This is a genomic window from Priestia sp. SIMBA_032 (assembly GCF_046535215.1).
GTDB classification, from domain to species: domain Bacteria; phylum Bacillota; class Bacilli; order Bacillales; family Bacillaceae_H; genus Priestia; species Priestia aryabhattai.
On sequence record NZ_JAWRXD010000003.1, the window covers coordinates 139955 to 166153 of the forward strand.

The 26199-nt window shown below is 37.4% G+C and carries 27 protein-coding genes and 2 pseudogenes; 22 read left to right on the forward strand and 7 right to left on the reverse strand.

Annotation, left to right across the window (positions count from 1 at the left end):
• Positions 1-22: 22 nt before the first annotated feature.
• Positions 23-130, reverse strand: a pseudogene (locus tag SB717_RS10870) (M4 family metallopeptidase); the annotation flags it as partial.
• 172 nt (positions 131-302) lie between these two features.
• On the opposite strand from SB717_RS10870, the gene SB717_RS10875 reads away from it, so the two are divergent.
• Both SB717_RS10875 and SB717_RS10880 read left to right on the forward strand, forming a co-directional pair.
• On the forward strand, positions 303-734 hold the full coding sequence (locus SB717_RS10875; RefSeq protein ID WP_335537596.1) for an ASCH domain-containing protein: 432 nt from the start codon (positions 303-305) through the stop codon (positions 732-734).
• A 316-nt stretch (positions 735-1050) separates the two neighbouring features.
• Positions 1051-1543, forward strand: a pseudogene (locus tag SB717_RS10880) (peroxiredoxin family protein).
• A 559-nt stretch (positions 1544-2102) separates the two neighbouring features.
• Here the strand turns inward: SB717_RS10880 and SB717_RS10885 are convergent.
• Both SB717_RS10885 and SB717_RS10890 read right to left on the reverse strand, forming a co-directional pair.
• A complete protein-coding gene (locus tag SB717_RS10885; RefSeq protein ID WP_060745551.1) occupies positions 2103-2333 on the reverse strand; it encodes an alpha/beta-type small acid-soluble spore protein in 231 nt (76 codons plus the stop codon).
• Positions 2334-2835: 502 nt separating this feature from the next.
• A complete protein-coding gene (locus SB717_RS10890) occupies positions 2836-3396 on the reverse strand; it encodes a DUF2711 family protein (RefSeq protein ID WP_335537598.1) in 561 nt (186 codons plus the stop codon).
• Between the two features lie 238 nt (positions 3397-3634).
• Between SB717_RS10890 and psiE the strand changes: the two genes are divergently transcribed.
• Together psiE and SB717_RS10900 are read left to right on the forward strand one after the other, a co-directional pair.
• Positions 3635-4054 carry a phosphate-starvation-inducible protein PsiE gene (gene psiE, locus SB717_RS10895; protein WP_016764251.1) on the forward strand — a complete coding sequence of 140 codons (420 nt, stop codon included), beginning with the start codon at positions 3635-3637 and terminating at the stop codon, positions 4052-4054.
• A 513-nt stretch (positions 4055-4567) separates the two neighbouring features.
• Positions 4568-5308, forward strand: coding sequence for a hypothetical protein (locus tag SB717_RS10900; RefSeq protein WP_410903695.1), 741 nt, complete (start codon positions 4568-4570; stop codon positions 5306-5308).
• Positions 5309-5798: 490 nt separating this feature from the next.
• Here the strand turns inward: SB717_RS10900 and SB717_RS10905 are convergent, their stop codons facing one another.
• Positions 5799-7361: an alpha-amylase family glycosyl hydrolase gene (locus SB717_RS10905; RefSeq protein ID WP_410903696.1), complete on the reverse strand. Its 1563-nt coding sequence runs from the start codon at positions 7359-7361 to the stop codon at positions 5799-5801.
• A gap of 427 nt (positions 7362-7788) precedes the next feature.
• Between SB717_RS10905 and pxpA the strand changes: the two genes are divergently transcribed.
• The 11 genes from pxpA to mug all read left to right on the forward strand — a co-directional run bounded on the left by pxpA (position 7789) and on the right by mug (position 18554).
• Entirely contained in the window at positions 7789-8550 is a 762-nt protein-coding gene (gene pxpA, locus SB717_RS10910; protein ID WP_074681101.1) for a 5-oxoprolinase subunit PxpA, read from the forward strand.
• 24 nt (positions 8551-8574) lie between these two features.
• Positions 8575-9813 carry an NRAMP family divalent metal transporter gene (locus SB717_RS10915; protein WP_074681103.1) on the forward strand — a complete coding sequence of 413 codons (1239 nt, stop codon included), beginning with the start codon at positions 8575-8577 and terminating at the stop codon, positions 9811-9813.
• Between the two features lie 52 nt (positions 9814-9865).
• Entirely contained in the window at positions 9866-10657 is a 792-nt protein-coding gene (locus tag SB717_RS10920) for a putative hydro-lyase (RefSeq protein ID WP_410903697.1), read from the forward strand.
• A 17-nt stretch (positions 10658-10674) separates the two neighbouring features.
• The gene (gene pxpB, locus SB717_RS10925; protein ID WP_410903698.1) at positions 10675-11430 is read left to right on the forward strand and encodes a 5-oxoprolinase subunit PxpB; all 756 of its coding nucleotides are present in this window, start codon (positions 10675-10677) and stop codon (positions 11428-11430) included.
• A complete protein-coding gene (locus tag SB717_RS10930) occupies positions 11427-12422 on the forward strand; it encodes a 5-oxoprolinase subunit C family protein (protein ID WP_335444252.1) in 996 nt (331 codons plus the stop codon). Before pxpB ends, SB717_RS10930 begins: the two co-directional genes overlap by 4 nt.
• Positions 12423-12444: 22 nt before the next feature.
• Positions 12445-12906: an acetyl-CoA carboxylase biotin carboxyl carrier protein gene (gene accB, locus SB717_RS10935; RefSeq protein ID WP_251461112.1), complete on the forward strand. Its 462-nt coding sequence runs from the start codon at positions 12445-12447 to the stop codon at positions 12904-12906.
• A 28-nt stretch (positions 12907-12934) separates the two neighbouring features.
• Complete coding sequence (gene accC, locus SB717_RS10940) at positions 12935-14299, forward strand: acetyl-CoA carboxylase biotin carboxylase subunit (protein WP_410903699.1); 1365 nt, start codon at positions 12935-12937, stop codon at positions 14297-14299.
• 157 nt (positions 14300-14456) lie between these two features.
• Entirely contained in the window at positions 14457-15221 is a 765-nt protein-coding gene (locus tag SB717_RS10945) for an IclR family transcriptional regulator (RefSeq protein ID WP_410903700.1), read from the forward strand.
• Positions 15222-15248: 27 nt separating this feature from the next.
• The gene (locus tag SB717_RS10950; RefSeq protein WP_098622048.1) at positions 15249-16058 is read left to right on the forward strand and encodes a uroporphyrinogen-III synthase; all 810 of its coding nucleotides are present in this window, start codon (positions 15249-15251) and stop codon (positions 16056-16058) included.
• Between the two features lie 586 nt (positions 16059-16644).
• Positions 16645-17973, forward strand: coding sequence for a coiled-coil domain-containing protein (locus SB717_RS10955; RefSeq protein WP_410903701.1), 1329 nt, complete (start codon positions 16645-16647; stop codon positions 17971-17973).
• Between the two features lie 68 nt (positions 17974-18041).
• Positions 18042-18554, forward strand: coding sequence for a G/U mismatch-specific DNA glycosylase (gene mug, locus SB717_RS10960; RefSeq protein ID WP_410903702.1), 513 nt, complete (start codon positions 18042-18044; stop codon positions 18552-18554).
• A gap of 20 nt (positions 18555-18574) precedes the next feature.
• On the opposite strand, the gene SB717_RS10965 is transcribed toward mug, so the two are convergent.
• Together SB717_RS10965 and SB717_RS10970 are read right to left on the reverse strand one after the other, a co-directional pair.
• Positions 18575-19684, reverse strand: coding sequence for a metallophosphoesterase (locus tag SB717_RS10965; protein WP_410903703.1), 1110 nt, complete (start codon positions 19682-19684; stop codon positions 18575-18577).
• 146 nt (positions 19685-19830) lie between these two features.
• Positions 19831-20130 (reverse strand): hypothetical protein, encoded by a 300-nt coding sequence (locus SB717_RS10970; protein ID WP_013057177.1) that lies wholly within the window; start codon positions 20128-20130, stop codon positions 19831-19833.
• Positions 20131-20286: 156 nt separating this feature from the next.
• Here SB717_RS10970 and SB717_RS10975 point away from each other — a divergent pair, with 156 nt between their 5' ends.
• Positions 20287-20787 (forward strand): metallophosphoesterase family protein, encoded by a 501-nt coding sequence (locus SB717_RS10975; RefSeq protein WP_144644958.1) that lies wholly within the window; start codon positions 20287-20289, stop codon positions 20785-20787.
• 29 nt (positions 20788-20816) lie between these two features.
• Here SB717_RS10975 and SB717_RS10980 read toward each other — a convergent pair whose 3' ends face one another.
• The gene (locus SB717_RS10980; RefSeq protein WP_014459961.1) at positions 20817-21041 is read right to left on the reverse strand and encodes a hypothetical protein; all 225 of its coding nucleotides are present in this window, start codon (positions 21039-21041) and stop codon (positions 20817-20819) included.
• Between the two features lie 149 nt (positions 21042-21190).
• Between SB717_RS10980 and SB717_RS10985 the strand changes: the two genes are divergently transcribed.
• From SB717_RS10985 to SB717_RS11010, 6 genes are all read left to right on the forward strand, one after another.
• Positions 21191-23173, forward strand: coding sequence for a methyl-accepting chemotaxis protein (locus SB717_RS10985; protein WP_410903704.1), 1983 nt, complete (start codon positions 21191-21193; stop codon positions 23171-23173).
• A 79-nt stretch (positions 23174-23252) separates the two neighbouring features.
• Positions 23253-23390: a hypothetical protein gene (locus SB717_RS10990; RefSeq protein ID WP_176547879.1), complete on the forward strand. Its 138-nt coding sequence runs from the start codon at positions 23253-23255 to the stop codon at positions 23388-23390.
• Between the two features lie 196 nt (positions 23391-23586).
• Positions 23587-25023 (forward strand): FAD-binding protein, encoded by a 1437-nt coding sequence (locus tag SB717_RS10995; protein ID WP_410903971.1) that lies wholly within the window; start codon positions 23587-23589, stop codon positions 25021-25023.
• Positions 25020-25583: an MFS transporter gene (locus SB717_RS11000; RefSeq protein WP_410903705.1), complete on the forward strand. Its 564-nt coding sequence runs from the start codon at positions 25020-25022 to the stop codon at positions 25581-25583. The genes SB717_RS10995 and SB717_RS11000 overlap by 4 nt, the downstream gene beginning before the upstream one ends.
• A gap of 101 nt (positions 25584-25684) precedes the next feature.
• A complete protein-coding gene (locus SB717_RS11005; protein ID WP_025751820.1) occupies positions 25685-25876 on the forward strand; it encodes a hypothetical protein in 192 nt (63 codons plus the stop codon).
• Between the two features lie 114 nt (positions 25877-25990).
• Positions 25991-26182, forward strand: coding sequence for a hypothetical protein (locus SB717_RS11010; protein ID WP_074681134.1), 192 nt, complete (start codon positions 25991-25993; stop codon positions 26180-26182).
• Positions 26183-26199 lie beyond the last annotated feature (17 nt).

Consider the following 26199-nt stretch of genomic DNA (forward strand, 5'->3'; position numbering starts at 1 on the left):
ATTGGTATAACAAACCACATTAAATCTGTTCGTTTAAAGCTCCAGGCTGCTTTTCATATTCTAGCCCGCTTGTGAACTGGGTCACTACAAGTGTAAGTTCGTGCCCAATCACATCTAGTGAGTTTGTAAAACCCAACAAAAATAGTTCGCTGATTAATATATGATATTAATGATCACTGGTCATGACTCATGCCTCATAAATTGGATCTCTGTGAACTGATATTCTGCCTTTTGCTCATAATATTCCTTTAAAGGGACACTCTATAATCAAAATAAACTTCTATAGATTGGAGGCTGTCAGAGTGAAGGTTTTATCAATGATCCAGCCGTGGGCAAGCCTTTTTGTCCTTAGAGAGGCAACATATGAAACAAGGTCATGGAGAACGAATTATCGGGGGCCACTTGCCATTCACACAAGTAAAAAAATAGATAAAGACGCCTCTAACCATATAGCCATAAAGTCGTTGCTTGGTAAGCACGGATACACACCAGAGAATCTTCCAACTGGCCAGATCATTGCTGTATGCAAACTTGTAGATTGTTTGAAGGTAACTGAAAACAATGAGACATGGGCCATTCTGGAGGATGGTCGAATCGTATCAGGGAATGACTATTTTATGGGTAACTTTATAGTGGGAGGTTATGCTTGGGTAGTTGAGGATATGCAGATGCTGGATGAATTTATTCCAGCAAAGGGACAGCTAGGATTATGGGAGCATGTTTTAATTTTATAGGAGCTGATACATTGCACACGATACGCTGAATCAGCTCCTTCAGGAACCCACCTTTCACGCACAAAATCTTCTAGCTTCTTTATTTTTTCAGACATCCTACCGCTCTACACATAAAATCCCACTCTATATAGACTAATTTACCTAATCAAACTAAATCAAACCTTAGTCTGTTGGGAAAATGTAAGATAGCTTACATACTCTGTTACAAATCACTTAAAAAATAAAAAAGTAAATAACATTACATATTTCTTATCAAGAGTAAGGTAATATTGTGGTCAACACTTGCAAAGTGAATTAAGATATTGGAGGTACCAAAATGACTCAATTAAAATTGAATGAAAACATCCCTAACTTTATTCTCCCTTCCACTACCGGTGAAACATTTTCATATGAGACTCATCAAAAAGAACATCAAAGCTGGCACTTAATTATTTTCTTCAGAGGGGCGTAGTGTCCAGTCTGTGTCCAAGATTTAAAAGACTTAGAAGAAAATAAGAATTATTTTGAAAGTAAGAATGTGCATTTAATCACTATCTCTATGGATGAACTTGATAATTTAAAGTAAAATGGCAGATGAATACAATCTTTCATATCCTGTCTTATCAGATGAAAATTTAGGGGCTTTAAAAGCTTTTGACGTATTCTTTCATGGTGAAGACGCTCCATATGAAGACCATGGAGCTCACGGGGAACCTGCCTATTTCCTTGTAGATGAGAAAGGACGTCTTCTTTATCAACAAAAACAAACAAGCCCTTTTGGTTGTCCTACAAGTACAGAGCTAAGAAAATTACAGAATGTTTTTGAATGATAAATTAATCTATAAATAATTACGAATGTAAGGAGGAAAAAGGTTCTATTTGTCCTCAGGTGGAGTAAATAGTCAAACTTTGATTTTTATAAGTTAATTTATCTTTTTACTCCTTTATATGAAGGGTTTTAATTTTATATTTTTGATTGAATATATCTTATTAAAAGCAAACTAAAGTTAAATACTTTTAAATTTTCTATTGAGTTATCGTTAATATAACAATTTCTTAAAAGGGGAGTAGAAGATAGATTGGTATATAATAAGAAGGAAAACCCACAATTTTTCTATAGAGGATGTAATAGCTGAAACTACACAGCATTACTCTTCAATAGTCACGGTCTACTTATCTGTCTATGAAAAGACCAAGAAAAACTCTTAGAAAATACTCCATTTCCTTATTCGTTATTGTAGAAGATAAGCGTATCGGGTATAAAAGAAGGGATTTATCAAGTGTGAAGAGATGTTTTCTTAAAAACAATAAGGCTACCTACAAATGTAGGTAGCCAAAGCCATCAAGACCTATTTAATTATCTAACCTTTTATAACTCTTCACGAGTTATTAGCGAGAAGTTCCAGATTGTCCTGAAAAGCCACCAGCTAATTGTTGTTGAGCAGTTGCTACAAGACGTTTTGTGATTTCTCCACCTACTGAACCATTTGCACGAGCTGTTGCATCAGCACCAAGGTTTACACCAAATTCGCTAGCGATCTCATATTTCAATTGATCGATTGCTTGCTCAGCACCACGTACTAATAATTGATTACGACTACCACTATTGTTGTTTGACATGTTGATTCACCTCCTTGTATGCTTTTAAGATTCCTTTTGTTCAAAAAAAGAATACAAGGTAAATATTGGATGAATAATAAGATAGAATTCAGTGATAATAAACCTGTTGAAAGAAAAAATTTCATCAAGAAATAACGAAATTCAGTGCTTTCATCTCTTTGTTGATTCAAAATTTATGTTTGCCATGTGTGAAAAGGAATATAACGACATCGTTATATTCCTTTTTCCTTAAAAGAGGGAACCTTAAATATTGAGAATAAGTATAACCAATGAGAACAAAAGGTTGTACACTGATAAAAATCCAGTGCTTTTTTCATACGTCTCTAATTAACATAGTACTTGATCTCGGCACAAAAATAAGTAATGCACTATTTTTGAATAGATTATTTATTTCTTGTAGATCACTTCGTAACCGACATATATAACGAATAGAGCTATGAAGGTAATTCCTATTTCTATAAATGATCCGCAGATTATCCCTTCAACACATATTTCACTATTATTAACAGAGACTCCCATATCTAACACCCCTATACATAACAATGTTAGAACATATTAAAGCTTCAAGGTTTTGGGATTTAATTGTATCCTCAATATTTGTATCTTTAGCTAAAAGCAATGTTATAAACGAATCATAGATTCCCATAAACGCAAAATCCATATTTTCATCTGTGATAATTGACTCGTTAGGAGATAAGTTAGCCATTTCTAAAGATGAAATATCATTAACTTTAAATGAACCGTTTGTGTCATGAATAGGTTCAGAAATATATAAAGTATTTGCCCCTTTTGAACAGAGAATCTTTATTAAACCATTTAGTATAAACAACGATGTACGATCTTCTTCTGGGTGATAAAAATCAGGATTATACTTAACATAAGAAGCTAACTTTTTATATTCATCATTAGGATATATATGTTGATAAGGATTTGCCCTCTTTGATTTCTCCCAACCAGAGGGCATTTGAATAAAAGGGTGGAATAAAATAGCAGCAGAATTAAAGTCATTAGGTAATTGGGACAAAATAGGTAAATCTCCATCGATCCATATATAATCCAACAAAACGAGACATCTCCTTTGAATATACTTAGTTATGTACATTTTATATACAGAAAACAGTAATTTCTAGTCAACATAATCATGGTTATGTTAACTAATAATGTATAATATATACGTCTTTATTTAGTGTAATGTATGAATTAAAATAAACATTCTAACAAACAATTTGTACCGGCTAACCATAAATCTAAAACAGAAGATATAATAAAGTAAAGAGGCTATGTATGTAGGAGGCATATTGATGATACAACAAAACAAAAGACCGAACTTTAAGGTTTCACACGTTCTCCGGCTTATCTTAAATACAGCATTGATTTTACTAGCTGTTACTTTATCCGTTTTGCTTGGCAAGGAAATTTTCCATTTCATTCATTTCTCTATTTTTAATCGAGGAATTGAGACTCACTACAAAATTCTTGAAAGTATCTTAGTTTTCTTTTTGTATTTTGAATTCATTGCAATGATCGTAAAATATTTTCAGGAGAATTATCACTTTCCTCTACGCTACTTTCTTTATATTGGCATTACTGCATTGATACGTCTGGTTATTGTAGAGCACGATAACCCAGTTAATACACTTTTGCATACTTGCGCTATTCTTGTGTTAACTATCAGTTACGCCATTATAAAGTTTTCATCAAAACAAAAAGAGAAACTATAGTTGCGCCTTTTAAAAATAGGATATCTTTTTTTACATTTTTGTGAAAAATACCAGTACGAAGGCTTTCAAGAGAATCTATGCGCTATAGATTTATATACATAATTCACTTCCGAAAATTTATCGTATGTAAACTAATAAAGCCGGAAAACAAAACCTCACCCTTGAATCAGTGAGGTTATATCATTCCTGTGAGGTTTTTGTTGAAAGTAAAAACTATCAAATGGAAAAGATGGAAGACAAAAGTAAAAGTGAAGCAGAATAATACAGGAAATATTTTGTAGTTATTCACATAACAAACCTTTAATGGTACAATATCTCTCAACAAGTAACTAGTTATATATCTCTAAGAATAAAAGGCGGCTCAGTCGCTTTTTTATTTTATCTGAAATTACAGCAAGATATTAAATTATTAACCCTCAGTCAGAAGTAATGAAACTCATAATATCTCAAAAAAGGCTGCCAGTTAGTTTGCGGTCTTTTTTTAAGTAAAAAATAAAATACAAGGGGTTTGTTATGAAAAAGAAATGGCTTTACACATCAATAGCATGTGCTTTCGTTCTCCTTAGTGGATGTGCTTCAGACATTCAACTAGAATCTATTAAGCGAGTTACGGATTCAACAATCAAAAATTCTATTCTTGACGACTATTTATCAAAGGGAACAAAAAGCTTATCATACTCGTATGACGGAGGAGAAGGTAAGTACAAAATAAATATAGCTGCTGATGTTGATAGCGCGTTTTATGACAACAACCCTTTAGGCATATTTAATATTCTTTCTAGAACTACTGAGGGAATAGGTAGTGATCTAAGTAACTATTGTGGAAATACTAAATGTGAATTTGGTACGCTCACTGTATCATCATCTAAGGGTGACTCATATTCAATGAATATCAATAACAAGGATGGCGACGAAACGTTAGTACATAATGATGAAAAGATTAAAAGGGAGGATCTGCTAGAATACAAAGATCCCGATGGTGTACCGCCTGATGAAGAATACACCCAGAATGAAGATGTTTCTATTTCTGATGATGCCGTTTATGAGTTTATGGAAAATCAATTAGATCAGATGACAAATGGCGGCCAGAATTACATATCTGAAGTACATTGCACAAAAGCCATAAAGGCTACTGTTAAACGATTTAATCTAACTGTAGAAGAAGTAGTTAATATCTATATGAGTAAAGCACATCTACATGGCTCACCCTATACAAATGATTTTCAGTATGGTGAGGAAGCGTTTAACTTATAATCGACTTAAAAGCAGCTTTCACTTAATAATCTAAGTAGAGGCTGCTTTTTGTTATGGTAATTTAGTTCATACAAATGTCTATGATTGAATTTAGAGGAAGGTTGTAGCTCATATTAAATACTCAGCTATGTGGTAAAGAGACTGTTGCCTATAATATTGATTATGTTAACTAAATTGATTATTATTGATTATTTAAGAAAATAATTTCTTTTGAAATTTTTTCCTTTTGCAAAAGAACTTAAAACGATTGTACACTTTTTTACTATGTATACGTTATAATACAGAAAGAAAGATTTAACACACTGTATATTATTAAAGTTTCACTGTTTACACTTGCTGAAGATAAATGCTGTATTTTTTACAACTTATATCAATCATGTAACTGTTTTCAAAAGAGGGCAGGGCGGATGCGCGAGTACGACAGTTGTAGCATAGGAGGAATAAAAAACCTCTAAGTGATTACCAGATAATCACTTAGAGGTTTTTTAAATTATTTTATCAAAATCGTTGTATTAGCGGGAATCACAAGCTGATTTTTAACCTTTTTTACACCTTTTTCACTAGAGAAAATCAATTTACCTTTTGCTGCTACAGATACTTTTATAGGTTGATTTGAAATATTATGATACACGCTAATCGACTTACCTTTATACGTGCGGCTATAGGCAACGACTTCTTTTTGATCTAGTGAAATAGATTGAAGCGTTCCTTTTACTAATTCTTCATGCTGCTGGCGTACACGAATCATTTCACGATAATGATTTAATAAAGAATCCTTTTGCTTGGTTTGTGCTTCTATTGACACACCATTGCTGCCTTTGTTATATACAGGTGTTTCCCAGCTGGTTTGGCCAAGTCCGTTTCCTTCGTACCAGCGGAATGGTTCACGAATTAATTCATCAGGCTTTTCGCCGGTCATGCCAATTTCTTCACCGTAATAAATATACGGATTGCCCGGAAGTGTAAGTAAGATAGAAGCAGCTGATTTTGCTTTATTTACATCGCCGCTTAACTCACTCATGACGCGATTTTGGTCATGGTTGGTTAAGAAAATGCCGTCAATTTTATTTGGATTGTATGATTTAAAAAGCTCATCAGTTGCCGCTGCTGCAGTGGCAATTCCTTGATCATTTCCTGCTTTTACAGAGCTGACAATTTTCCCTGCTAAATCAAAGTTAAATAAAGAATCAAGTGATTGATAGTAAGGAGCTACCACTTCCGGCTGATCCCATACTTCACCCGTTAGATATACGTTAGGATTTTCTTTTTTCATCGCATCTCTAAATTCATTCCACCAAAGGATATTTTTCTTAGCGCCTTCAGGTGTTTGACCTTTAAAGATATGAAGCGCAGCATCTAAGCGGAAGCCGTCAACGCCTTGCTTTAGCCAAAACTTTCCGACATTAATCATTTCTTTTCTTACTTCAGGGTTATCGTAATTTAAGTCAGGCATTCCTTCCCAGAACGTTCCGTAAAAATACTCTCCGTTTGGAGCTTTATGCCATACTTGCTGTCCCCAAGATCCTTTTTCATTCAAGTCGGTATTTTTATCAGCCCAGATATAGTAATCTCTGTACTTGCTGTTTTTATCTTTTAATGCAGCTTGAAACCAAGGGTGTTCACTGCTCGTATGATTCACCACGAGATCCATAATAACTTTTACGTCTCGTTTGTCTGCTTCTTTCATCAGTTTGCGAAAATCTTGCAGATTTCCATACTGCGGATCAATATTATAATAGTCCGTTACATCATATTTATGATAGCTGGGAGAAGGGTTGACCGGCATCATCCAAATCCCGTTTACTTGAAGATCATTCTTTGTATGAGAATTGCCATCATTTAAATAATCCAACTTTTGTGTAAGACCTTTTAAATCACCATGTCCATCTTTATTTGCATCGTAAAAAGAGTTTACATACACCTCATAAAATACACCGTTTTTATCTGCTGTTGGAGGTTTACCTTTATGTACGGTTTCGGCGTGAACGCCTGTTGATAAGCTAGCAGCCAGCGGCAGTGTTAGAGCTAAAGCTGTCCATTTTTTCCCTTTCATCGTTTCATCCCCCTTTTTTTGCAATCGTTTGCATAAATTGACTACAATTGAAATATAGCACCTCTTTGAAAACGATTACAACGAAAATTTTATTTTGATTATTTTGAACTAGTAATTATTCTGACAACCTAGTTATTTACTGTGTCCAATGGCATTAAGCGGCTGCATTATATTAAGGCTATAGATAGAAAACACCAATAAAATAAGGAAGCGTTATCTAAATAAAAATAATGACTATGTCAAATATTCTGACAATGTTGTTGTTCAATTCATCATCTCGTGCTAAAATCCAAATATAACTGAAAAACGGTACTGCAGTTCCGAAAAACGGAACTTGGAGTATTGATGCAGATAATATAGCTTGGATTTTCCTTACTATCTGCAAATGATTACGCTTACATTAAAGGGTTTAAGGGGGAAGAACGCATTGAGTAAAGTGGATTTAAACTGTGATTTAGGGGAAAGCTTTGGTGCTTATCGCATTGGCAATGATGAAACAATTTTAGAGCATGTGACGTCTGTAAACGTAGCCTGTGGATTTCATGCAGGAGACCCGAGCGTCATGAGAAAAACGGTAAAATTAGCTGCTGAAAAACAGGTGCAAATTGGTGCTCATCCTGGTTTGCAGGACCTTATCGGTTTCGGACGAAGAAATATGAATATTTCACCTCAGGAAGCTTACGATATCGTAGTCTATCAAATTGGTGCATTAAACGGTTTTTTGCAAGCGGAAGGGGTATCGATGCAGCATGTAAAGCCTCACGGTGCACTATATAACATGGCTGCTAAAAATAAAGCTTTGTCTGAAGCAATAGCAAAAGCTGTTTATAACGTAAATCCTGAGCTGATTTTGTTTGGGTTATCTGGAAGTGAGCTGATTCAAGCAGGTAACAAAATTGGTTTAAAAACGGCTAACGAAGTATTTGCAGACCGTACCTATCAGTTAGACGGTTCTCTCACTGCTCGTACAGAACCAAATGCTTTAATTGAAAATGACGACGAAGCTGTTTCTCAAGTTATTACAATGGTGAAAGAAGGGAAGGTAAAATCTCAGCAAGGTAAGGACGTAGAATTGCAGGCAGATACGATTTGCATCCATGGAGACGGAGCTCACGCACTTGAATTTGCCCGTCATGTCAACCGTTTTTTACGAGCATCAGAAGTGGTAGTTAAGGCTATTTCACAATAAAAACTACATACAATCAGGAGGAAGATGATATTGGAGCCAATAAAAAAATCAACACCTCAACAAAAGCTTTCGGCTGCGCCTAAAGTAAACTGGACGTTAATGCTTGGAGCCGCTTTTTTAATGGCCACATCGGCTATTGGACCAGGCTTTTTAACTCAAACTACCGTATTCACACAAAATTTAGCTGCAAGCTTCGGATTCGTTATTTTAATTTCAATTATTCTTGATATCTTTGCTCAAACCAACGTATGGAGAATTATTGCCGTTTCTGAAAAACGCGGACAAGAAATCGCCAACATGGTATTTCCCGGATTAGGATACGTGCTCGCTATTTTAATTGTAATTGGAGGACTTGCATTTAATATTGGAAATATTGCCGGTGCCGGTCTTGGATTAAATGCGATTACGGGTATTTCTCCAACAGCCGGAGCTGCAATTAGTGCAGTTATTGCTGTATTAATCTTCGTTGTAAAAGAAGCTGGAAAAGCAATGGATCGCTTCACGCAAATTGCTGGTTTTGTCATGATTGGGCTGATGCTATATGTAGCAGCTACCACTTCACCTCCCGTTGGAGAAGCTGTCGTGAAATCTATTAAACCTGATCAAATCGATATCATTGCAATCGTTACGCTTGTTGGAGGAACTGTCGGTGGATACATTACCTTTGCCGGCGGACATCGTCTTTTAGATGCTGGGGTAAAAGGCATTGATTCTTTACCTCAAGTAACCAAAAGTTCTGTAACAGGCATTCTCATTACTTCCGTTATGCGAATCGCTTTGTTTTTAGCTGTACTTGGCGTTGTGTCTAAAGGATTACAAATTGACCCAGCCAATCCTCCAGCATCCGTGTTTCAGCTTGCAGCAGGAAACGTCGGTTATAAAATCTTTGGTATTGTTATGTGGTCTGCCGCTATTACGTCTGTAGTGGGAGCTGCTTATACATCTGTTTCGTTTATTCAAACGTTTAGTGAAAAACTTAATAAAAACTCAAATTGGATTATTATTGGATTTATTATTATTTCAACTCTGTCGTTTGTCTTAATTGGAAAACCTGTAAAAGTTCTTCTTTTAGTTGGAGCAATCAATGGATTAATTCTGCCGATCGCTCTTGGGACGTTACTGGTTGCTGCATACAAAAAAAGCATCGTTGGCGAGTATAAACATCCTTTATGGCTTACCATTTCTGGTGTACTTGTCGTTATTGTAATGGCTTTAATGGGCGGCTATACGTTAATGGATCAACTTCCCCAATTATTTAAATAAAACAATGTGCCCGCACGTAAGTTGCGTGTGGGCAATGATGGGAGAGAGAAATATGACAACCCTTTCACAACTAACTCCAGCTGAACTTCGTCAGCAAATCCGTAACAATCAGCTTATTCAACCAACGGCAGGCATGGCAAACGGCTATGCCCAAGCTAATTTAGCTATTTTACCAAAGCAACAAGCCTTTGACTTTCTATTATTTTGTCAGCGTAATCCTAAATCTTGTCCTCTTTTAGATGTAACGGACGTTGGATCTCCTGTTCCAAAGTTTGCGGCTCCGTCCGGAGATATTCTTACAGACCTTCCGAAGTATCGAATCTATGAAAATGGGGAACTGGTAAAAGAAGTAACCGATATCATAGACTATTGGACAGAAGATATGGTAGCTTTTCTTATCGGCTGCAGTTTTACATTTGAACACGCACTTTTAAACAACGGCATACCTGTTCGTCACATTGAAGAAAACTGTAATGTCCCTATGTATAAAACAAATATTTCATGCGCTGAAGCGGGAATATTCCGCGGCTCGACGGTCGTTAGTATGCGTCCAATTCCTCAGCAAGACGTAGTGCGGGCAGCGCAAGTAACTTCACGTTTTCCAGCTGTACACGGCGGGCCTGTTCACATTGGAAACCCCGCTGCAATAGGCATTGAAGACCTTTACTCTCCCGATTTTGGCGATGCTGTTTCCATTAAAGAAGGCGAAGTGCCCGTGTTCTGGGCTTGTGGTGTAACCCCCCAAGCAGTAGCAATGGAAACAAAACCTTCTATTATGATTACACATGCTCCGGGGCATATGTTTATTACAGATATTCGAGATGAAAAACTAGGTGTTTTATAAAAGAAAGAGGTGCAGATATGAATCAAACCGTCACAAAAGTGTCAGCTGTTATTTCTCCTCTTGGCGACTCAGCGCTTGTTATAACGTTTGGAGATAGTATTCAGTACGATATTCATAAACAAATCAAAACGTGCAAAGATTCGATAGAATTAAATCCTTTTCCTGGGTTTATTGAATGCGTACCGGCATTTACGAACCTTACGATTTTTTATAACCCTCTTGAAGTGGTAGCAGCCGTGAAAAAGAAGGAGAAGAAAGAATTTGTGTCTCCCTTTGAAGTAGTGTCTTCTTTCCTTCAAAGTAAATTAGAAAACGAACAGGCAGAAAAAGAGTTGGATCATCGTACGGTTTCCATTCCAGTTTGCTACGGAGGAGAGTATGGACCTGATCTTGAATATGTCGCTCGTCACCATAACTTAACACCAGAAGAGGTAATTAGTATTCATTCTGAAGGCGAATACTTAGCGTACATGATTGGATTTGCTCCTGGATTTCCGTTTCTCGGAGGATTATCTGAAAAAATTGCTACGCCTCGCCGGCCGTCTCCTCGCACCTCTATTCCTGCCGGTTCGGTTGGTATTGCAGGAATGCAAACAGGAGTGTACCCTATTTCCACTCCCGGAGGATGGCAATTAATTGGCCAAACGCCTATTAAACTGTTTTTACCAGAACAAAATCCGCCAAGTTTGCTGCAGGCTGGGGATATTGTGAAATTCGCCCCCATCTCTAAAGAAGAGTATCAAGAAATACTGGCAAAGGAGGAGGGGAAATGAGTATGCGAGTAAGTAAAGCCGGATTATTAACGAGTATTCAAGATTTAGGGAGAAGAGGGTTTCAGCAGCACGGTGTGATTGTAAGCGGTGCAATGGATTCTTATTCTCTCCGAATTGCTAATTTATTAGTTGGTAACGATGAAAAAGAAGCGGGACTTGAAGTTACACTAATGGGGCCTACCCTTGAAATAGAAAGTGATTGTCTAGTAGCAATCACGGGAGGAGACTTAACTCCCTCGGTCAATGGAAAGCCAGTTCCGATGTGGAAACCTTTATTTATTCAAAAAGGAAGCACGTTATCATTTGGACCTTGTAGAACCGGTTGTCGTTCCTATCTATCTGTAGCCGGGGGATTTGCTATTGATGAAGTGTTAAATAGTAAAAGTACGTATTTGAGAGGCGAAATTGGTGGCTACAAAGGAAGAGCATTACAAACAGACGATGTTTTACCTCTATCTGTTACTGATGCTTCGAAGCCTGCTTTTCTTTCCAATGAACTGATAAACGGAGTATATACTTCTTCATGGTCCGTAAATTATAAAGAATTTGTTCATTTTACAAAGAAACCAAGTGTCCGTGTTATGAATGGCAGTCAATTTGATTTATTTACAGCTGAAAGCAAAAGTCATTTTATGAAAGAGTCTTTTAAAGTATCGAATCAATCAGATCGAATGGGCTATCGAATGGACGGACCTTCTCTTCAGCTTCAGGAAAAAAAAGAGTTATTATCTGAAGCCGTCTCACAAGGTTCTGTTCAAGTCCCGCCAGATGGAAATCCTATTATTCTGTTAGCAGACCGTCAAACCACGGGGGGATACCCTAAAATCGCTCAAGTCATCACAGCGGATTTACCGCTTTTGGCTCAAATAAAGCCTGGAGAATCCATTTACTTTTCTCACATATCGCTTCATGAAGCAGAAAAAATCTATTTAGAAAAAGAACAGCTGCTGCAAGAATTGAAGATTGCTATTAACCTTGCGTCAACTAAATAACACAAAATGGGAGTGACTAAAAATGATAAACGTACGTGAATTGCAAGAAGTTGTTTCATTAATGAATGAATCCGGTATTCAAAAGCTCCATATTGAACATGAAGGTACAAAAGTTATCATTGATAAAGCGGGAATTCCTTTAGAAGACATAGCTGTTACGGAAGTAAAAACAGAGGAAGTGAAAGCCGCTGACGCTGAGCAAACGCCTCAAGATTCTATGTCTGTAAACGCAGCAGACAATAATGAAAAACAAATCTTATCACCAATGGTTGGAACATTTTACGCCAAGCCAGAAGCGGACGCCGGTCCCTTTGTTCAAGTAGGACAAACAGTTGAACGTAAAGATGTTGTATGTGTAATTGAAGCGATGAAGCTGTTTAACGAAGTCGATGCAGGAATGGAAGGAGAAGTGCTTGAAATTCTTGTGAAAGACGGAGATGTTGTTGAGTTTGGGCAGCCTTTATTTACTGTAAAGTCACACTAAAGTATACATACTGTCAGGAGGAGTCATTATGTTTAAAAAGATCTTAATCGCAAACCGCGGCGAGATTGCAGTTCGTATCATTCGGGCTTGTAAAGAGATGGGAATAGCAACTGTGGCCGTGTATTCAGAAGCAGATAAAGATGCGCTTCACGTGAAGCTAGCAGATGAGTCATTTTGTATTGGTAAAACGTCTTCTAAAGAAAGCTACTTAAATATTCGTAATCTGCTTACCGTAGCGCAAGTAACCAAGGCAGACGCTGTTCATCCCGGCTATGGATTTTTAGCTGAAAATGCTGATTTTGCTGAGATGTGTGAATCCTATGACATTACATTTATTGGTCCAAAAGCACAAGCCATCCGTAAAATGGGAGCAAAAGCTGTAGCACGAGCCACAATGAAACAAGCCGGCGTGCCTATTGTACCTGGAACGGAAGGACTGATTGAAGATAGTAGCACCGCTATTCCAGTAGCAAGAGAAATAGGCTATCCGATCATCGTAAAAGCTACAGCGGGCGGTGGCGGAAAAGGAATGCGACTGGCTCATAGCGAAGAAGAGCTAGAAAAATCAATTCGTCAAGCTCAGCATGAAGCAGAAACTGCCTTTGGAAACGGCGGCGTATATCTTGAAAAATATTTAGAAGAGCCAAAACACATCGAAATTCAAATCATTGCGGATGAAGAAGGGAATGTGGTTCATTTAGGTGAACGAGATTGTTCGATTCAACGCCGCCATCAAAAGTTGGTAGAAGAAGCTCCGTCTCCTGCGGTAGAAGAAAACCTTCGTGCTAAAATGGGCAAAGCGGCGGTCTCGGCGGCTAAAGCAGTTGATTATACAGGTGTCGGAACAGTTGAGTTTCTATTAGATAAGCACGGGCATTTTTACTTTATGGAAATGAATACACGAATTCAAGTTGAACACCCTGTTACAGAACTTGTAACAAACATTGACTTAATTAAAGAACAAATTTCAGTAGCAGCAGGCTACCCGCTATCATTTGCTCAGCAGGATGTTCAGTTAAAGGGATGGGCAATTGAATGTCGGATCAATGCAGAAAATCCAGCTAAAAACTTTATGCCTTCTCCTGGAAAAGTCGAGATGTATTTACCTCCTGGCGGCTACGGAGTTCGTGTAGACAGCGCCGTTTACCCAGGCTATGAAATTTCCCCATTTTATGATTCAATGGTGGCGAAATTAATTGTAACGGGGAAAGATCGAAATGAAGCGATTCAACGAATGAAACGCGCGCTCGAAGAATTTATCATTATAGGCATTCATACAACCATTCCTTTTCATTTAGAATTACTGAACCATCCTTCTTTTAAAGAAGGGGATTTTACAACCAAATTTCTAGAAAGTAACCCTATTTCAATTAAAGAACTAGAAACGGTGTAAGAAAGGAAAGTGCTCTTATGGTGTAAGAAAGGAAAGTGCTCTTATAAGGGAGTGCTTTCCTTTTTTTCTTCATGTATAATAAAAAGAACATATGATTAGCTAGTAAGCTATACGTCTATCAAATACATATATTCGCACAAATAAGGGAGAAGGTTTTATGCAAGCTAACAATAAAACAGTCGTTAAATCCATGCAGGTTCTCACGCTTTTTATTAAGCACCCTAAGCTTACCTTCACAGAAATGATGGAATATTCAGGCGTTCCGAAAACCTCTTTGCACCGGATGGTTGGTTCGCTTGAAGAGATGGGATTTTTAACAAAAGATGAGCAAGGATACTATTCGCTAGGACTTTTATTCTTGCAATTTGGTCAGCTAGTGGCTAATCGCTTAGATATTAGAAATATCGCAAAGCCTGTAATGAAAACGCTCCGAGATGAAGTAGAAGAAGCGGTTAACTTAATTGTACGAGACGGGAATGAAGCTATGTATATTGAAAAAGTAGATACGCTTCATCCAGTGCGTCTCTATACATCAATTGGAAGGCGTTCACCTCTTTATGCAGGAGCTTGTTCACGCATTATCTTGGCGCATTTACCCGAAAAAGAACAAGAAGCATATATTAGTCAAACGGAGCTAGCTCCAATAGGTATTGGAACCATTACAGATAAAAAACAGTTAAGAAATGTATTAAAAGAAGCAAAAGAAAAAGGGTATACCATTAGCACCTCTGAATTAGAAAACTTTACAACATCCGTGAGCGCGCCGATTGTAAATCATCAAAATGAAGTGGTTGCAGGCATTAGCGTAGCGGGAATTGAAGCAAGATTTCAAGGAGACAGACTGCCGTTCATTATTCAAAAAGTAACAGAAGCGGCGAGCTTAATTTCTGAAAAACTCGGTTATCAAAGATCATTAAAGTAGCATACACAGTAAAATGGAGGTAGACCATTGAAACGATTAGAAGGTAAAACAGTCGCACTCGTAGGTCAGCGTAAAGTAGAAGAAATCAGTAAAATTGTTAAAAATCTTGGCGGGACCCCGCTTGTACGACCTGCACAAGGAACCATCTTTTTAGATGACACACACTTAGAAGCAGATATTAAAGAACTGGTAAAAGGAAATTACGATTGGTTTATTTTTACGACAGGCGTCGGGACGGAAATTTTGTATAAAACAGCAGATAAGCTAGGGCTGGCCGACGAATTCCTTTCTTCTTTACAAGCAGCCAATATTGCTGCACGCGGGTATAAAACCGTAAATATGTTAAAAAAGCTAGGCGTTACTCCAACTGTTCGAGATGATGATGGAAGTACCGCAGGACTCGTCAGAGCGCTTCATTCGTTTTCTTTTAAAGAAAAGCATGTAGCGCTTCAGCTTCACGGAGATCCTGCACCAAAATTAATTGATTTTCTATCGAATCAAAAAGCCCAATTTAAAGAGATTTTACCGTATCAGCATATTCCGCCAAAAGCAGAAGTCATGGAACAGCTTATAAACGAATTAATAAGCGGAAAAATTGATGCTGTTAATTTCACAAGCGCTCCGCAGGCCAGATTTTTATTTTCTTTTGCAAGAGAACACGGACAAGCTGATCACATTCGAGAACTCTTTAAAAGCTCTGTAGTAGCTGTATCCGTAGGAAAAGTAACCGCTGCTGCTTTAAAAGAAGAAGGAGTAGATCGTATTGTTATTCCTGATCAAGAGCGAATGGGAAGTGCAATTGTAGCTTTAGAACATTATTATCAGCAGCGTGATTAAAAAACCTTCTCGCCTTATGGCGAGAAGGTTTTTTTGTATGGCTTCATCCAAGTGTTGTCGAATATTGTTTAAAAATTGCCTATTGCCCTCTTTTTGAACTTCTTCAAACATCGAATAGAAATAAATTCATTGTTATTCCAGAAAATCATTTTCAAATATTGTAAAAATGGTAGATAAAGGGTAAAAATAGACGGATATGTTAAAGAGTTGTTACGTTTCTTTTAGAAATATCTTAAATCTAAACAGCTTAAACAATGGTAATTATCTACTTTATAACACTAAAAACATTGCTGTTTGAAGCTTGATAGATCTTTCACTTGCATGGAGAAATAAAGGTATATTTTTGCAGGCAAGAAGTGAATGTATACACAAGCGTTAAATGTTACATTACTGAAATACAATTGTAATATTGTTATTCTTTTTTTGAACGCTTATCGTGGTATAATTTTCGTAGATTTTTATTAGCATATTTAGCTATTTATCGACAAATACAGTGAACTTTACATAAATTGTAAGACTTTTATACATATTGATACATAATTAGAAATTACTAGTTTAACAGAGCGAGAAAGCGGAGGAATTCATATTGAAAAAGAAAATGCTTTTACTTAATACAACGGTTTTATTAGGTCTAGGAGGAGTTTTATCAACCCCAGCATATGCCTCTACCATTCAGGATATGGAATCACAAAAATCTCAAATTCAAAAGAAGCGCCAAGATGTGCAATCTAACATCAAAGCAGCTTCTGATGAATTAACACGCCTTCAAGCAGAACAAGATCAAATGAAAGCACAGCTTGAGCGATTAACATTAGCAGAAGAAGAAAATAATAAAAAAGCCCAAAAAACAGAAGCGGATATTAAAGAAACGTCTAAACAAGTAGCCCAGCTTGAAAAAGAAATTAAGCTGCTTCAAGAAAAACTTGAAAAGCGAAATGATATTTTAAAAGACCGTGCACGTTCCATGCAAGAAAGCGGCGGTAACGTAGAGTATTTACAAGTTTTACTTGGTTCTTCAAGTTTTGGTGATTTTGTAGACCGCGCGCTAGCTGTTTCGACTATTGTAGATGCAGACCGTGGTATTTTAACAGAAACTAAAAATATGCAAGACGAACTAAAAACAAAACAAGCGGATGTTAAATCTAAGCTTGCTAGCTTAGAAGATATGAAGGCAGAACTGGATGAAATGACTGTCCAGCTAGCAGCTCAAAAGAAACAAAAAGACGCGTTGGCAAAAGAACTAAAAGATAAAGAAGCAAAAAATGAAGAACTAAAAGCTTCTCTACAATCAAAAGACAGCTCTCTTGCGAATGAACAGTCTACGCTTGAACAAAATATTAAAGATCAAAAAGCTGCAGAAGAAGCAGCTGAACAAGCGGCTAAAGAGGCAGCTAAGAAAGCAGCTGAGCAAGCTCAAAAAGCAGCGGCTGCGCCAGCTGAAAAAACCGATTCATCTTCTGCTAAGGCAGAAGCACCAAAAGCAAGCAGCAATGATGTTGCACCTACAAGCGCTCCGGCTCCAAAAGCTAGCAATGTTGTAACGGTAGGAAACCGCTGGATTGGAAACTCTGCTTACGTATTTGGCGGAGGACGAAGCCAATCTGATATTAACCACGGTTTATTTGACTGCTCGTCATTTGTACACTGGGCATATTCTCAAGTAGGTGTTAACCTTGGATCTCTTGGATCTGTAAGCACAGAAACGTTAAAGCATGCTGGAACGCAGGTGTCTTCTAGTCAAATGCAGCCTGGAGATCTTGTTTTCTTCGATACATATAAAAAAGACGGCCACGTTGGTATTTATGTAGGAGGCGGCAAGTTCATCGGTGCTCAAAGTTCAACAGGTGTTGCAATTGCAAACATGAGCAGCGGCTATTGGAAACAAAAATTCAACGGACGCGTAGTTCGTATTTAATAGGGTATAGTAAAAAGAAAACATTCAAATTGAATGTTTTCTTTTTACATTGTAAGGAGCGTATGACTATGAACTCTATTTTTGATCATATACAGCCCAACTTAGATATTTTATTTGTCGGTTTTAATCCAAGCATCCGTTCCGGTGAAACGGGTCATCATTTTGCGAATCCAACCAATCGTTTCTGGACGATTCTTCATAAAGCAGGTTTAACAGATCGTAAATACCGCCCTGAGGAAGATCACTCGTTATTACAGCTAGGGTACGGTTTAACAAATATTGTAGAGCGTCCTACAAAAGCAGCTGATGAGATTACAAAAGAAGAATATGCGGAAGGCAGAGAAATCTTAAAGAAAAAAATCGCTGCATACACGCCTAAAATCGTTTGTTTTGTTGGAAAAGGTGTCTATCAGCAGTACAGCAGACGCAAGCAAGTAAAGTGGGGCAAACAAGAAGAATCGATGATATCAGGAATAATGGATTTTGTTGCCCCGTCTTCAAGCGGGCTCGTTCGGATGAAAGTAGATGAAGTAGTGGCTATTTACGCAGAGCTTCCGAGGTTGCTGCGTACATTAAAGTAGAGAAAGCCCTAAGGCTTTCTCTATTTTGTAAATGAAATATCAATTTGAATAATTTCTGATCGGCTTCCGATTCGAAGCGGAGGCCCCCAAAAGCCAAATCCTGAAGAGACAATGGTATGAAGTTGATTAGTTTGCTTGTAGCCCCAATCAATTTCAAATAACCGCTTTGTGATCAAATGATTAGGTGCCATTTGTCCTCTGTGAGTATGGCCGCATAGAAGTAAATCTACGCCCGCTTGTTCCGCTTCTTTTAAAGAAAGCGGCTGATGATCCATTGCAATGACAGGAAGAGAACGATCCGTTTCACTCGCTAAATCGAAAAAGCTGTCTCGATTTTTATCCGTCTTATCTTTTCTTCCGATTAAGTACAAGCTATCGCCTATGTTTAACACTTCATCCATTAAAATAGGAATGTTCATTTCTTTCATTCTTTCCACAAACTGAGGGATCTTCCCGCCGTAATACTCATGGTTTCCCAAAATTCCATATGTGCCTAAAGGCGCTTTGAGCTGTTTCATCATATAATCCATTTCTTTTTTAAAGAATACGTAGGGGTCATCGTCAATAATATCTCCAGGAAGTAAAATAAGATCTGGCTGTATCTTTTGTACATGAGTAATTAACCGCTGCAAATGTTTTTTGCCGGACAATGTGCCAAAGTGCATATCAGATGCTACGGCAATGCGAAGGTTTTCCCGATTCGTCTTTTTAGCAAGTGAAATCGTATATTTCCTTACCACAGGACTGTAAGCATTATACGTACCGTAAGCAAAAATGAATAAAAAAGCGGCAATCATGAAAAATCCAATGGAATCGATAGCTGTAGAAAGCGAAGCGCCTAGAAGAGTAAGAACATATACGGCTAGATTACTTATAGGAAGCAAAAGCACTGAATATTGAATAAATCCTAACCAATACGATCCTACAACCTTAAACATGCTCACTTGTTGAAACGCACGACTGATGATAAAGGAATAAGCAAAAAACACAACGATCACCGTAAGAATCCATTTATTGTCCACTTCAAACATTGTGTGAAGCCACACCCAAGCGTTCCATCCGATGTACAGAACGAATAAATTATATAAAATAACAACTAAAATAGACCTTACCAACACACTTACTTTCATACGCTAACCTCTTTTCTTTCATCCGTAATTCCACTATAGCTCATTTTTATTGCTTCAACAAAATTTTATCTCTTCTTCTCATCAATAAAATTTCTGCGTGTCGCACAAACGAAAAAACACACCTATACAACAGGTGTGTTTTTGTATTAATGATGGTGATGTGCGTGGTGAAGGCTGCTAATCACAAATTCAGGCTCTGGAACGTGGAAATATTGAATCCATACGCCTTCTAAAAATTTCTCGCGTTTATCTAAAATGATATCGATATCTTTATCTGTTTTTACGATTTCATCATGTTCAGTCGGCGTATCGAATTTCCAATCATAATGCGCGTGATCACCGTGGTCGATAGTTACATATACGCGGATCATTTTCCCTTGACCTTCTGGGCTAGCCAACGCATTTTTTAATACTTTTGCTGCGTTTCGATTAATTTTTACTTCCATTTCGAAAACTCCATTCTGTAACTTAGTATGTAAAGTATTTTCGCAAACTTAAACGAAAAAGAGAAATTTTTTGCCTGACGCTCCGTATAGAGTTGCTTCATTCCAATGTAATACGCTACACTACACCATATTGAATGAAAAAGGAGCGTATCATAAATGAAGATTGTTATTTTAGGTGACACTCATATTCCAAAAAGAGCGAAACATTTTCCGAAAAGACTCTTAACCGAACTGAAAACAGCTGATGCTATTATTCATACGGGAGATTTTCAAACGATAGATGTATACAATGACCTGCGTGTGTTTGCTCCTGTACATGGGGTGATTGGAAATGTAGACAGTGAAGAGCTTCAGCAAGCACTACCATCTTCATTACTTCTTCCGTTTAACGACGTTACGATTGGCGTAATCCACGGTCATGGCAAAGGAAAAACGACTGAAAAACGTGCACTTTTGGCATTTGAACATGAACAAGTCGACGCAGTAATTTTTGGCCATTCTCACATTCCTACTCATAAACAAATTGGTGATATTACGTTGTTTAATCCAGGTTCCGCTACTGACAAGCGGCGTGAAAAGCAATTTTCGTTTGGACTGCTGTACATACAAAAAAACACGCTGCGTTTTGAACATGTTTTTTATGATTCTAAAGACTAAAACAAGAGAAGACTCTTGTTTTAGCATTTTTACGTTGTATGGTCTAAATGAGCAATATATTCGTGAAGCTTATTTTCTTCGTAATCATTTAAGTCGTGCATCGGAATAACCTGCTGAGTTTGAGGATCGGTTCCTCTTACTTCTGCAATTTTTACTCCTTCTTTATAGATATTAAAAATATCTTTTTCTTCCCCGCGCTGAACCTTTTCTGTTTCAAACATTGAAAAAGACTTGCTGTTTTTACTTTCTTCCATTAAAATCACCTACTTTTTTTATCGTACTCTTATCTTTTCACACCCATTGTTAATTATGTATACACTCGATGACTAAAGGAATATGAAGTCTGGCCGATAGAAAGAAAGTGCACAATCACTTTTAACTACGGAGAGAGAGGCTACATAGCATGGAGAGAGTAAGAAAAAAAAGGTCCCTTAATAACTTTAAGACAAAGCTGGTGCTAGCATTTGCAGCGATCTTATTAGTACCATCTGTTACGATAGGTGTATCAGCTTACATAACGGCGAAACATGAAATTGAAAACCAAATTATTAACACAGCACAGCAAAATGTACAGTCCATTAACTCGGTGATTGACGATACCATTGGACCAAAAATTCATGATGTAGAGTTTTTTGCATCAGTGGTAAACAACGAGCGCTACAATGAAAAAGATATGGCTACTTTAAGCAAAGATTTTAACTTATATGCTTCGCTTCATCCAGAAGCCGTCAGCATTTTTACAGGAAATCAGCAGGGGAAGTTTATTCAATCGCCAAAAAAAGTGATACAAGCAGGCTATGATCCCAGAAAACGAGATTGGTACAAGCTAGCCATGCAGAATAAAGGAAAAACAGTTGTCACTGAACCTTATCCATCAGCCTCTACAGGCCAGACCGTTATTACTGTAGCAAAAACAACGGCAGATGGTACCGGGGTTATTGCTTTAAATTTAGATATAAGCCGCATTAATAAAGCAGTCAGCAAAGTAAAAATCGGAGAAAAAGGATATCCATTTCTTTTGGATGGAGAAAGAAAATATATTGTTCACCCTACGGAAAAAGCAGGTACAAAAGCGACAGATTCTCTTTTTGACAAGCTTTATGCAAAGAGCTCCGGGTCTTTTGAATATACCTTTAACGGCGATGAAAAAAAGATGGTCTTTACGACAAATAAAACAACAAGCTGGAAAGTTGCAGGCACTATGTATTCATCAGAAGTGAATGAAGCAGCACAGCCTATCTTTTACAAAACACTATTTATTATTGTAGATTGTCTGATAATCGGGAGTCTTACCATTTTTGTGGTATTACAATCAATTATTAAACCGCTCAAACAGCTTAAGAATCAGGCTCTAAGCGTTAGTGAAGGAGATCTGACAACAGCGATTACCGTCAATTCAAAGGATGAAATCGGCGAGTTAGGGTATGCTTTTAGTCAGATGCAAAACAATCTTCGCACATTAATTCAAAATGTTGAAATGAGTGCAGAGCAAGTGGCTGCTTCTTCAGAAGAGTTAACGGCCAGCTCACAGCAAACGAGCGCTGCGACTGAACAAGTATCGGTTGCGATACAAGAAGTGGCTTCTAGTGCAGAAAAACAAACGACTGTTATTGACCAAAATGCAGCTTCTTTAGATGAGATTGTACAAGGAGTTTATACGATTGCCAAACGTACAGAAACTGTTTCTCAGCTATCAAATCACACAACGTCTGAAGCAGTAGAAGGTGGAAAAGCCGTGAAAGAAACGGTTGAACAAATGGAATCCATTTCTCAGTCCGTCGAGCTATCTAATACAACGATTCGTACTTTGTTTCAACGTTCAAAAGAAGTTGGAACCATTTTAGAAGTAATCAGCGGCATTGCTGCTCAAACAAATTTACTAGCCTTAAATGCTGCAATCGAAGCGGCACGAGCTGGGGAACACGGAAAAGGATTTTCTGTTGTAGCAGCGGAAGTGAGAAAGCTGGCAGAACAATCACAAGTGTCTGCGTCTCAAATATCTGAGCTTATTCAAGCTATTCAACAAGATACTCAGGAATCTGTACATACAATGGAGCAAGTTACAAACAAAGTTGAAGAAGGACGAACAATTTCCCAAACGGCTATTCAAAAGTTCGAACAGATTCTAAGCAGCATGAATGAAACGACTCCGCAAGTTAAAGAAGTGGCTGCGACTGCTCAGCAAATTTCAGCAGCGGTTGAAGAAGTGGCTCGTACAGCAGGTGAAATGGCCATCCTTGCTAAAGGAAATGCAGCTACATCTGAAGAAGTGGCTGCATCAACTGAAGAACAGCTGGCTTCAATGGAGGAAATTGCTGTTTCCGCACAATCTCTGTCTCAAATGGCAGAACAATTAACAGCGCTCATCAGTAAATTTAATTTATAAACTTTCGTCAAATCGTCATAGACCTCTTTTATATTGGAAAAAGTAGAACATACACATATGAAAGAGGTGACACGAGCTGATGAAGCAAACAAAAATGACCTTTGAGCCAGCTTCAATTAACGATGATATGCATGCGAAGCTTAAACAGCTAGAAGAACAGTTTCAACAAACGTTAGGAAAAAGAGTAGCTTTAGTTGCATACGAAGCTGAAAAATAAAAAACAAAAAAAGAAAAGACACTAGGTCTTTTCTTTTTTTGTTTCAATAAGGTTAACATACATTAAATTACAAGTTTTTTTCATATGTTTTCTCAAAATAACACTAATATAGTGTAATTTTACACTATATTAGTGTTATTATACTTTTAATATGGTATAATTTCACAGAAATAAAGAAAGGAGCTTACAGTTTGTGATGAAGAAAAACGTGTTGTTAGGAATTTTTTTATCTATTTATCTAGTAGGTTCGTATACCTCTTATCATATGTATAAACAGCAGCAAAGCCGTCCTGTAACGGAGGATGTTGCTCAGCTTCTTCCTACAAAAGTCAAAGAAATAAAGCATGGAACCACTGAAAAACAGTTGAAAAATTGGGTGAAAACCGCTTCACAGCATCATGAAAAAATAGCGATTTCAGGCATGCAGCACAGTCAAGGAGGGCAGACGTACTATCCGAATGCTATTTTACTTGATATGAAGCAGTACAATAAAATTATAGATTACAAGCCCAGTCAAAAAGAAATTACGGTTCAAAGCGGGACAACGTGGAATGATATTCAGCAATATATACATAAGGACGGCCTTTCTCTTAAAGTTATGCAATCACAAAATATTTTTACCGTTGGAGGTTCTATTAGCGTGAACGGACACGGCAGAGATATTCGATACGGTTCTTTAATGGATACGGTCAAATCTATGCATCTCCTACAGGCGGACGGATCTATTATCGAAATTAGCCGGACAAAACACCCTGAGCTGTTTTCTTTAGTAAACGGAGGTTACGGGTTATTTGGGGTCATTTTAGATGTGACGCTTCGTTTGACGGACGATGAATGGTACGAAGATGAAATTATCCATTTAGATTATAGACAGTATACAGCGTATTTTAAAAACTACGTACAGCAGAACCCTGACGTTCGTATGCATATGGCGCGTATTTCTGTTTCTCCTAATCAATTGCTAACAGATATGTACGTCACAAACTACCGTTTATCTTCTCAAAATACTTCTACTGTAAACGAACCGCTCAAAACAGAAAAAATAGTGGCGCTTCCTAAATTTATGCTAGGACTGTCTCGGTACAGCAACTGGGGAAAAGATATGCTGTGGGAAACACAAAAGGCTTATTTCTTAAAACAAAATGGACGGCTTGAAACAAGAAATAATGTTATGCGTTCTGAAAGTGATTTTATGGAATACGAAAGTGCTAGCCGGACGGAAGTTTTACAGGAATACTTCGTTCCGGTGGATGAATTTGCTTCTTACATCGATGATTTACGCGAAGTGTTAGCAACTGAGAAATTTAATTTACTGAACATTACTGTTCGCTATGTAGAAAAAGACAATAAAGCAGTCATGTCTTATGCAAAAGACGATATGTTTGCTCTCGTTTTACTTATTAACCAGAAAAAAGACCATCAAGGCATTTCTGATACACAAAGAGTTGTCAGAAAAATGGTGGATGTGACGCTTCAGCATCAGGGAAGCTATTACTTGCCTTATTACGGCTACCCAAGCAAGAAGCAATTAGAAGAGGCTTACCCTCATACAGCCGCCTTTTTTAATTTAAAAAGAAAATATGATCGGAACGAAACGTTCGTTAATTTATTTTATAAGGAGTATGGAAAATGACGTACAAACAACTCTTACACTCACAAAGCCTAATGATTACCGCAAGCAGTATTGCTTTTCCCTTTTATCTTTTACTGCTTCGAAATCTTGGCGATAGTTATTCACAATTTGGCTTAGCTTACGGAATTTTCGCTTTAACCGCAGCTTTAAGTCACCCTTTAATCGGTTCATGGAGTGACAGAGTAGGAGAAAAGCGCTTGCTTCTTTTATATACGTTTGGGATGGCAGTTGTTATGCTTGTGATTCCCGTTCTATCAACTATTACGCAGGTGTATATCATTCAAGTTATAATGGGGCTACTTGGAGCTCTTCAAAAAACAGCAGAAAAAATAGCGTTATCTAGGCAGACAGATCGTGCTCATACGGGAAAACAAGTAGGACACTATCATTTATGGACCTCTATATGGGCAGCTTTAGCCGTGATTGCAACAGGGTATATCATTGATTTTCTTACAATCGGCAGCCTTTTTTACATCACTTCGTTTATGTACGTAGCGGCAGGGGTATTAATATGGCAAAAACCAAAAACAATCGAGCTTGAACGCCGCCATTTGCTGTAAAAGCATATATGGACAGGTCACTTGAATTTTTTAGTTCGTATTATAAGATACTATAAAAAATTTATGTTCTCCCGATATAAGTACTGAAAGGAGAAACGTTTATGCAAGGTATAAGTATATCAGGGCAAGATGCATGGTCTTCTATTATAGTATCGTTCGCTATTTTCATCATCATATGGGGTCTGATTCCAGGCTTAACTATAAAGTATGTATGTAAAAGTCAAACACTAGGTATAGCAAGTTTTTTTGTTGGTATTGCCTATGGGGTTAAAGCAGGTCATTTCCTTATTTAAATACGATTTGGTGTAAGTAAGCTTGGACCGCTATTAGCTAAGTGGGAATCCCTTTTGTTTCCTGTTATTTTTTTAGAGCGATTCTCCATAATAACAGTTAAAGAGGTGAATCCGATGACAGATAACAATGTTGGGTTTGGAATTAGCGGAGGCGAAGAGACTAGAAAAAAATCTACTGTTTCTAGCGAAGCTTCTATATCTAATGATGTACAACAAAACCAAAAACAAGATAACTACGAAAAGCTTAGCCATCAACTAAATTCATTATCTGATGATGAATTTAGAGCAGATCGTGATGAAGATTAAAGGTTACCCATCCAAAA

Bases quoted from the DNA above. Each gene is read 5' to 3' on its own strand.
- SB717_RS10885 (WP_060745551.1), bottom strand. From the start codon at position 2,333: ATGTCAAACAACAATAGTGGTAGTCGTAATCAATTATTAGTACGTGGT.
- psiE (WP_016764251.1), top strand. From the start codon at position 3,635: ATGATACAACAAAACAAAAGACCGAACTTTAAGGTTTCACACGTTCTC.
- SB717_RS10900 (WP_410903695.1), top strand. From the start codon at position 4,568: ATGAAAAAGAAATGGCTTTACACATCAATAGCATGTGCTTTCGTTCTC.
- SB717_RS10905 (WP_410903696.1), bottom strand. From the start codon at position 7,361: ATGAAAGGGAAAAAATGGACAGCTTTAGCTCTAACACTGCCGCTGGCT.
- SB717_RS10915 (WP_074681103.1), top strand. From the start codon at position 8,575: ATGATATTGGAGCCAATAAAAAAATCAACACCTCAACAAAAGCTTTCG.
- SB717_RS10920 (WP_410903697.1), top strand. From the start codon at position 9,866: ATGACAACCCTTTCACAACTAACTCCAGCTGAACTTCGTCAGCAAATC.
- pxpB (WP_410903698.1), top strand. From the start codon at position 10,675: ATGAATCAAACCGTCACAAAAGTGTCAGCTGTTATTTCTCCTCTTGGC.
- SB717_RS10930 (WP_335444252.1), top strand. From the start codon at position 11,427: ATGAGTATGCGAGTAAGTAAAGCCGGATTATTAACGAGTATTCAAGAT.
- accB (WP_251461112.1), top strand. From the start codon at position 12,445: ATGATAAACGTACGTGAATTGCAAGAAGTTGTTTCATTAATGAATGAA.
- accC (WP_410903699.1), top strand. From the start codon at position 12,935: ATGTTTAAAAAGATCTTAATCGCAAACCGCGGCGAGATTGCAGTTCGT.
- SB717_RS10945 (WP_410903700.1), top strand. From the start codon at position 14,457: ATGCAAGCTAACAATAAAACAGTCGTTAAATCCATGCAGGTTCTCACG.
- mug (WP_410903702.1), top strand. From the start codon at position 18,042: ATGAACTCTATTTTTGATCATATACAGCCCAACTTAGATATTTTATTT.
- SB717_RS10965 (WP_410903703.1), bottom strand. From the start codon at position 19,684: ATGAAAGTAAGTGTGTTGGTAAGGTCTATTTTAGTTGTTATTTTATAT.
- SB717_RS10970 (WP_013057177.1), bottom strand. From the start codon at position 20,130: ATGGAAGTAAAAATTAATCGAAACGCAGCAAAAGTATTAAAAAATGCG.
- SB717_RS10975 (WP_144644958.1), top strand. From the start codon at position 20,287: ATGAAGATTGTTATTTTAGGTGACACTCATATTCCAAAAAGAGCGAAA.
- SB717_RS10980 (WP_014459961.1), bottom strand. From the start codon at position 21,041: ATGGAAGAAAGTAAAAACAGCAAGTCTTTTTCAATGTTTGAAACAGAA.
- SB717_RS10985 (WP_410903704.1), top strand. From the start codon at position 21,191: ATGGAGAGAGTAAGAAAAAAAAGGTCCCTTAATAACTTTAAGACAAAG.
- SB717_RS10990 (WP_176547879.1), top strand. From the start codon at position 23,253: ATGAAGCAAACAAAAATGACCTTTGAGCCAGCTTCAATTAACGATGAT.
- SB717_RS10995 (WP_410903971.1), top strand. From the start codon at position 23,587: ATGAAGAAAAACGTGTTGTTAGGAATTTTTTTATCTATTTATCTAGTA.
- SB717_RS11000 (WP_410903705.1), top strand. From the start codon at position 25,020: ATGACGTACAAACAACTCTTACACTCACAAAGCCTAATGATTACCGCA.
- SB717_RS11005 (WP_025751820.1), top strand. From the start codon at position 25,685: ATGCAAGGTATAAGTATATCAGGGCAAGATGCATGGTCTTCTATTATA.
- SB717_RS11010 (WP_074681134.1), top strand. From the start codon at position 25,991: ATGACAGATAACAATGTTGGGTTTGGAATTAGCGGAGGCGAAGAGACT.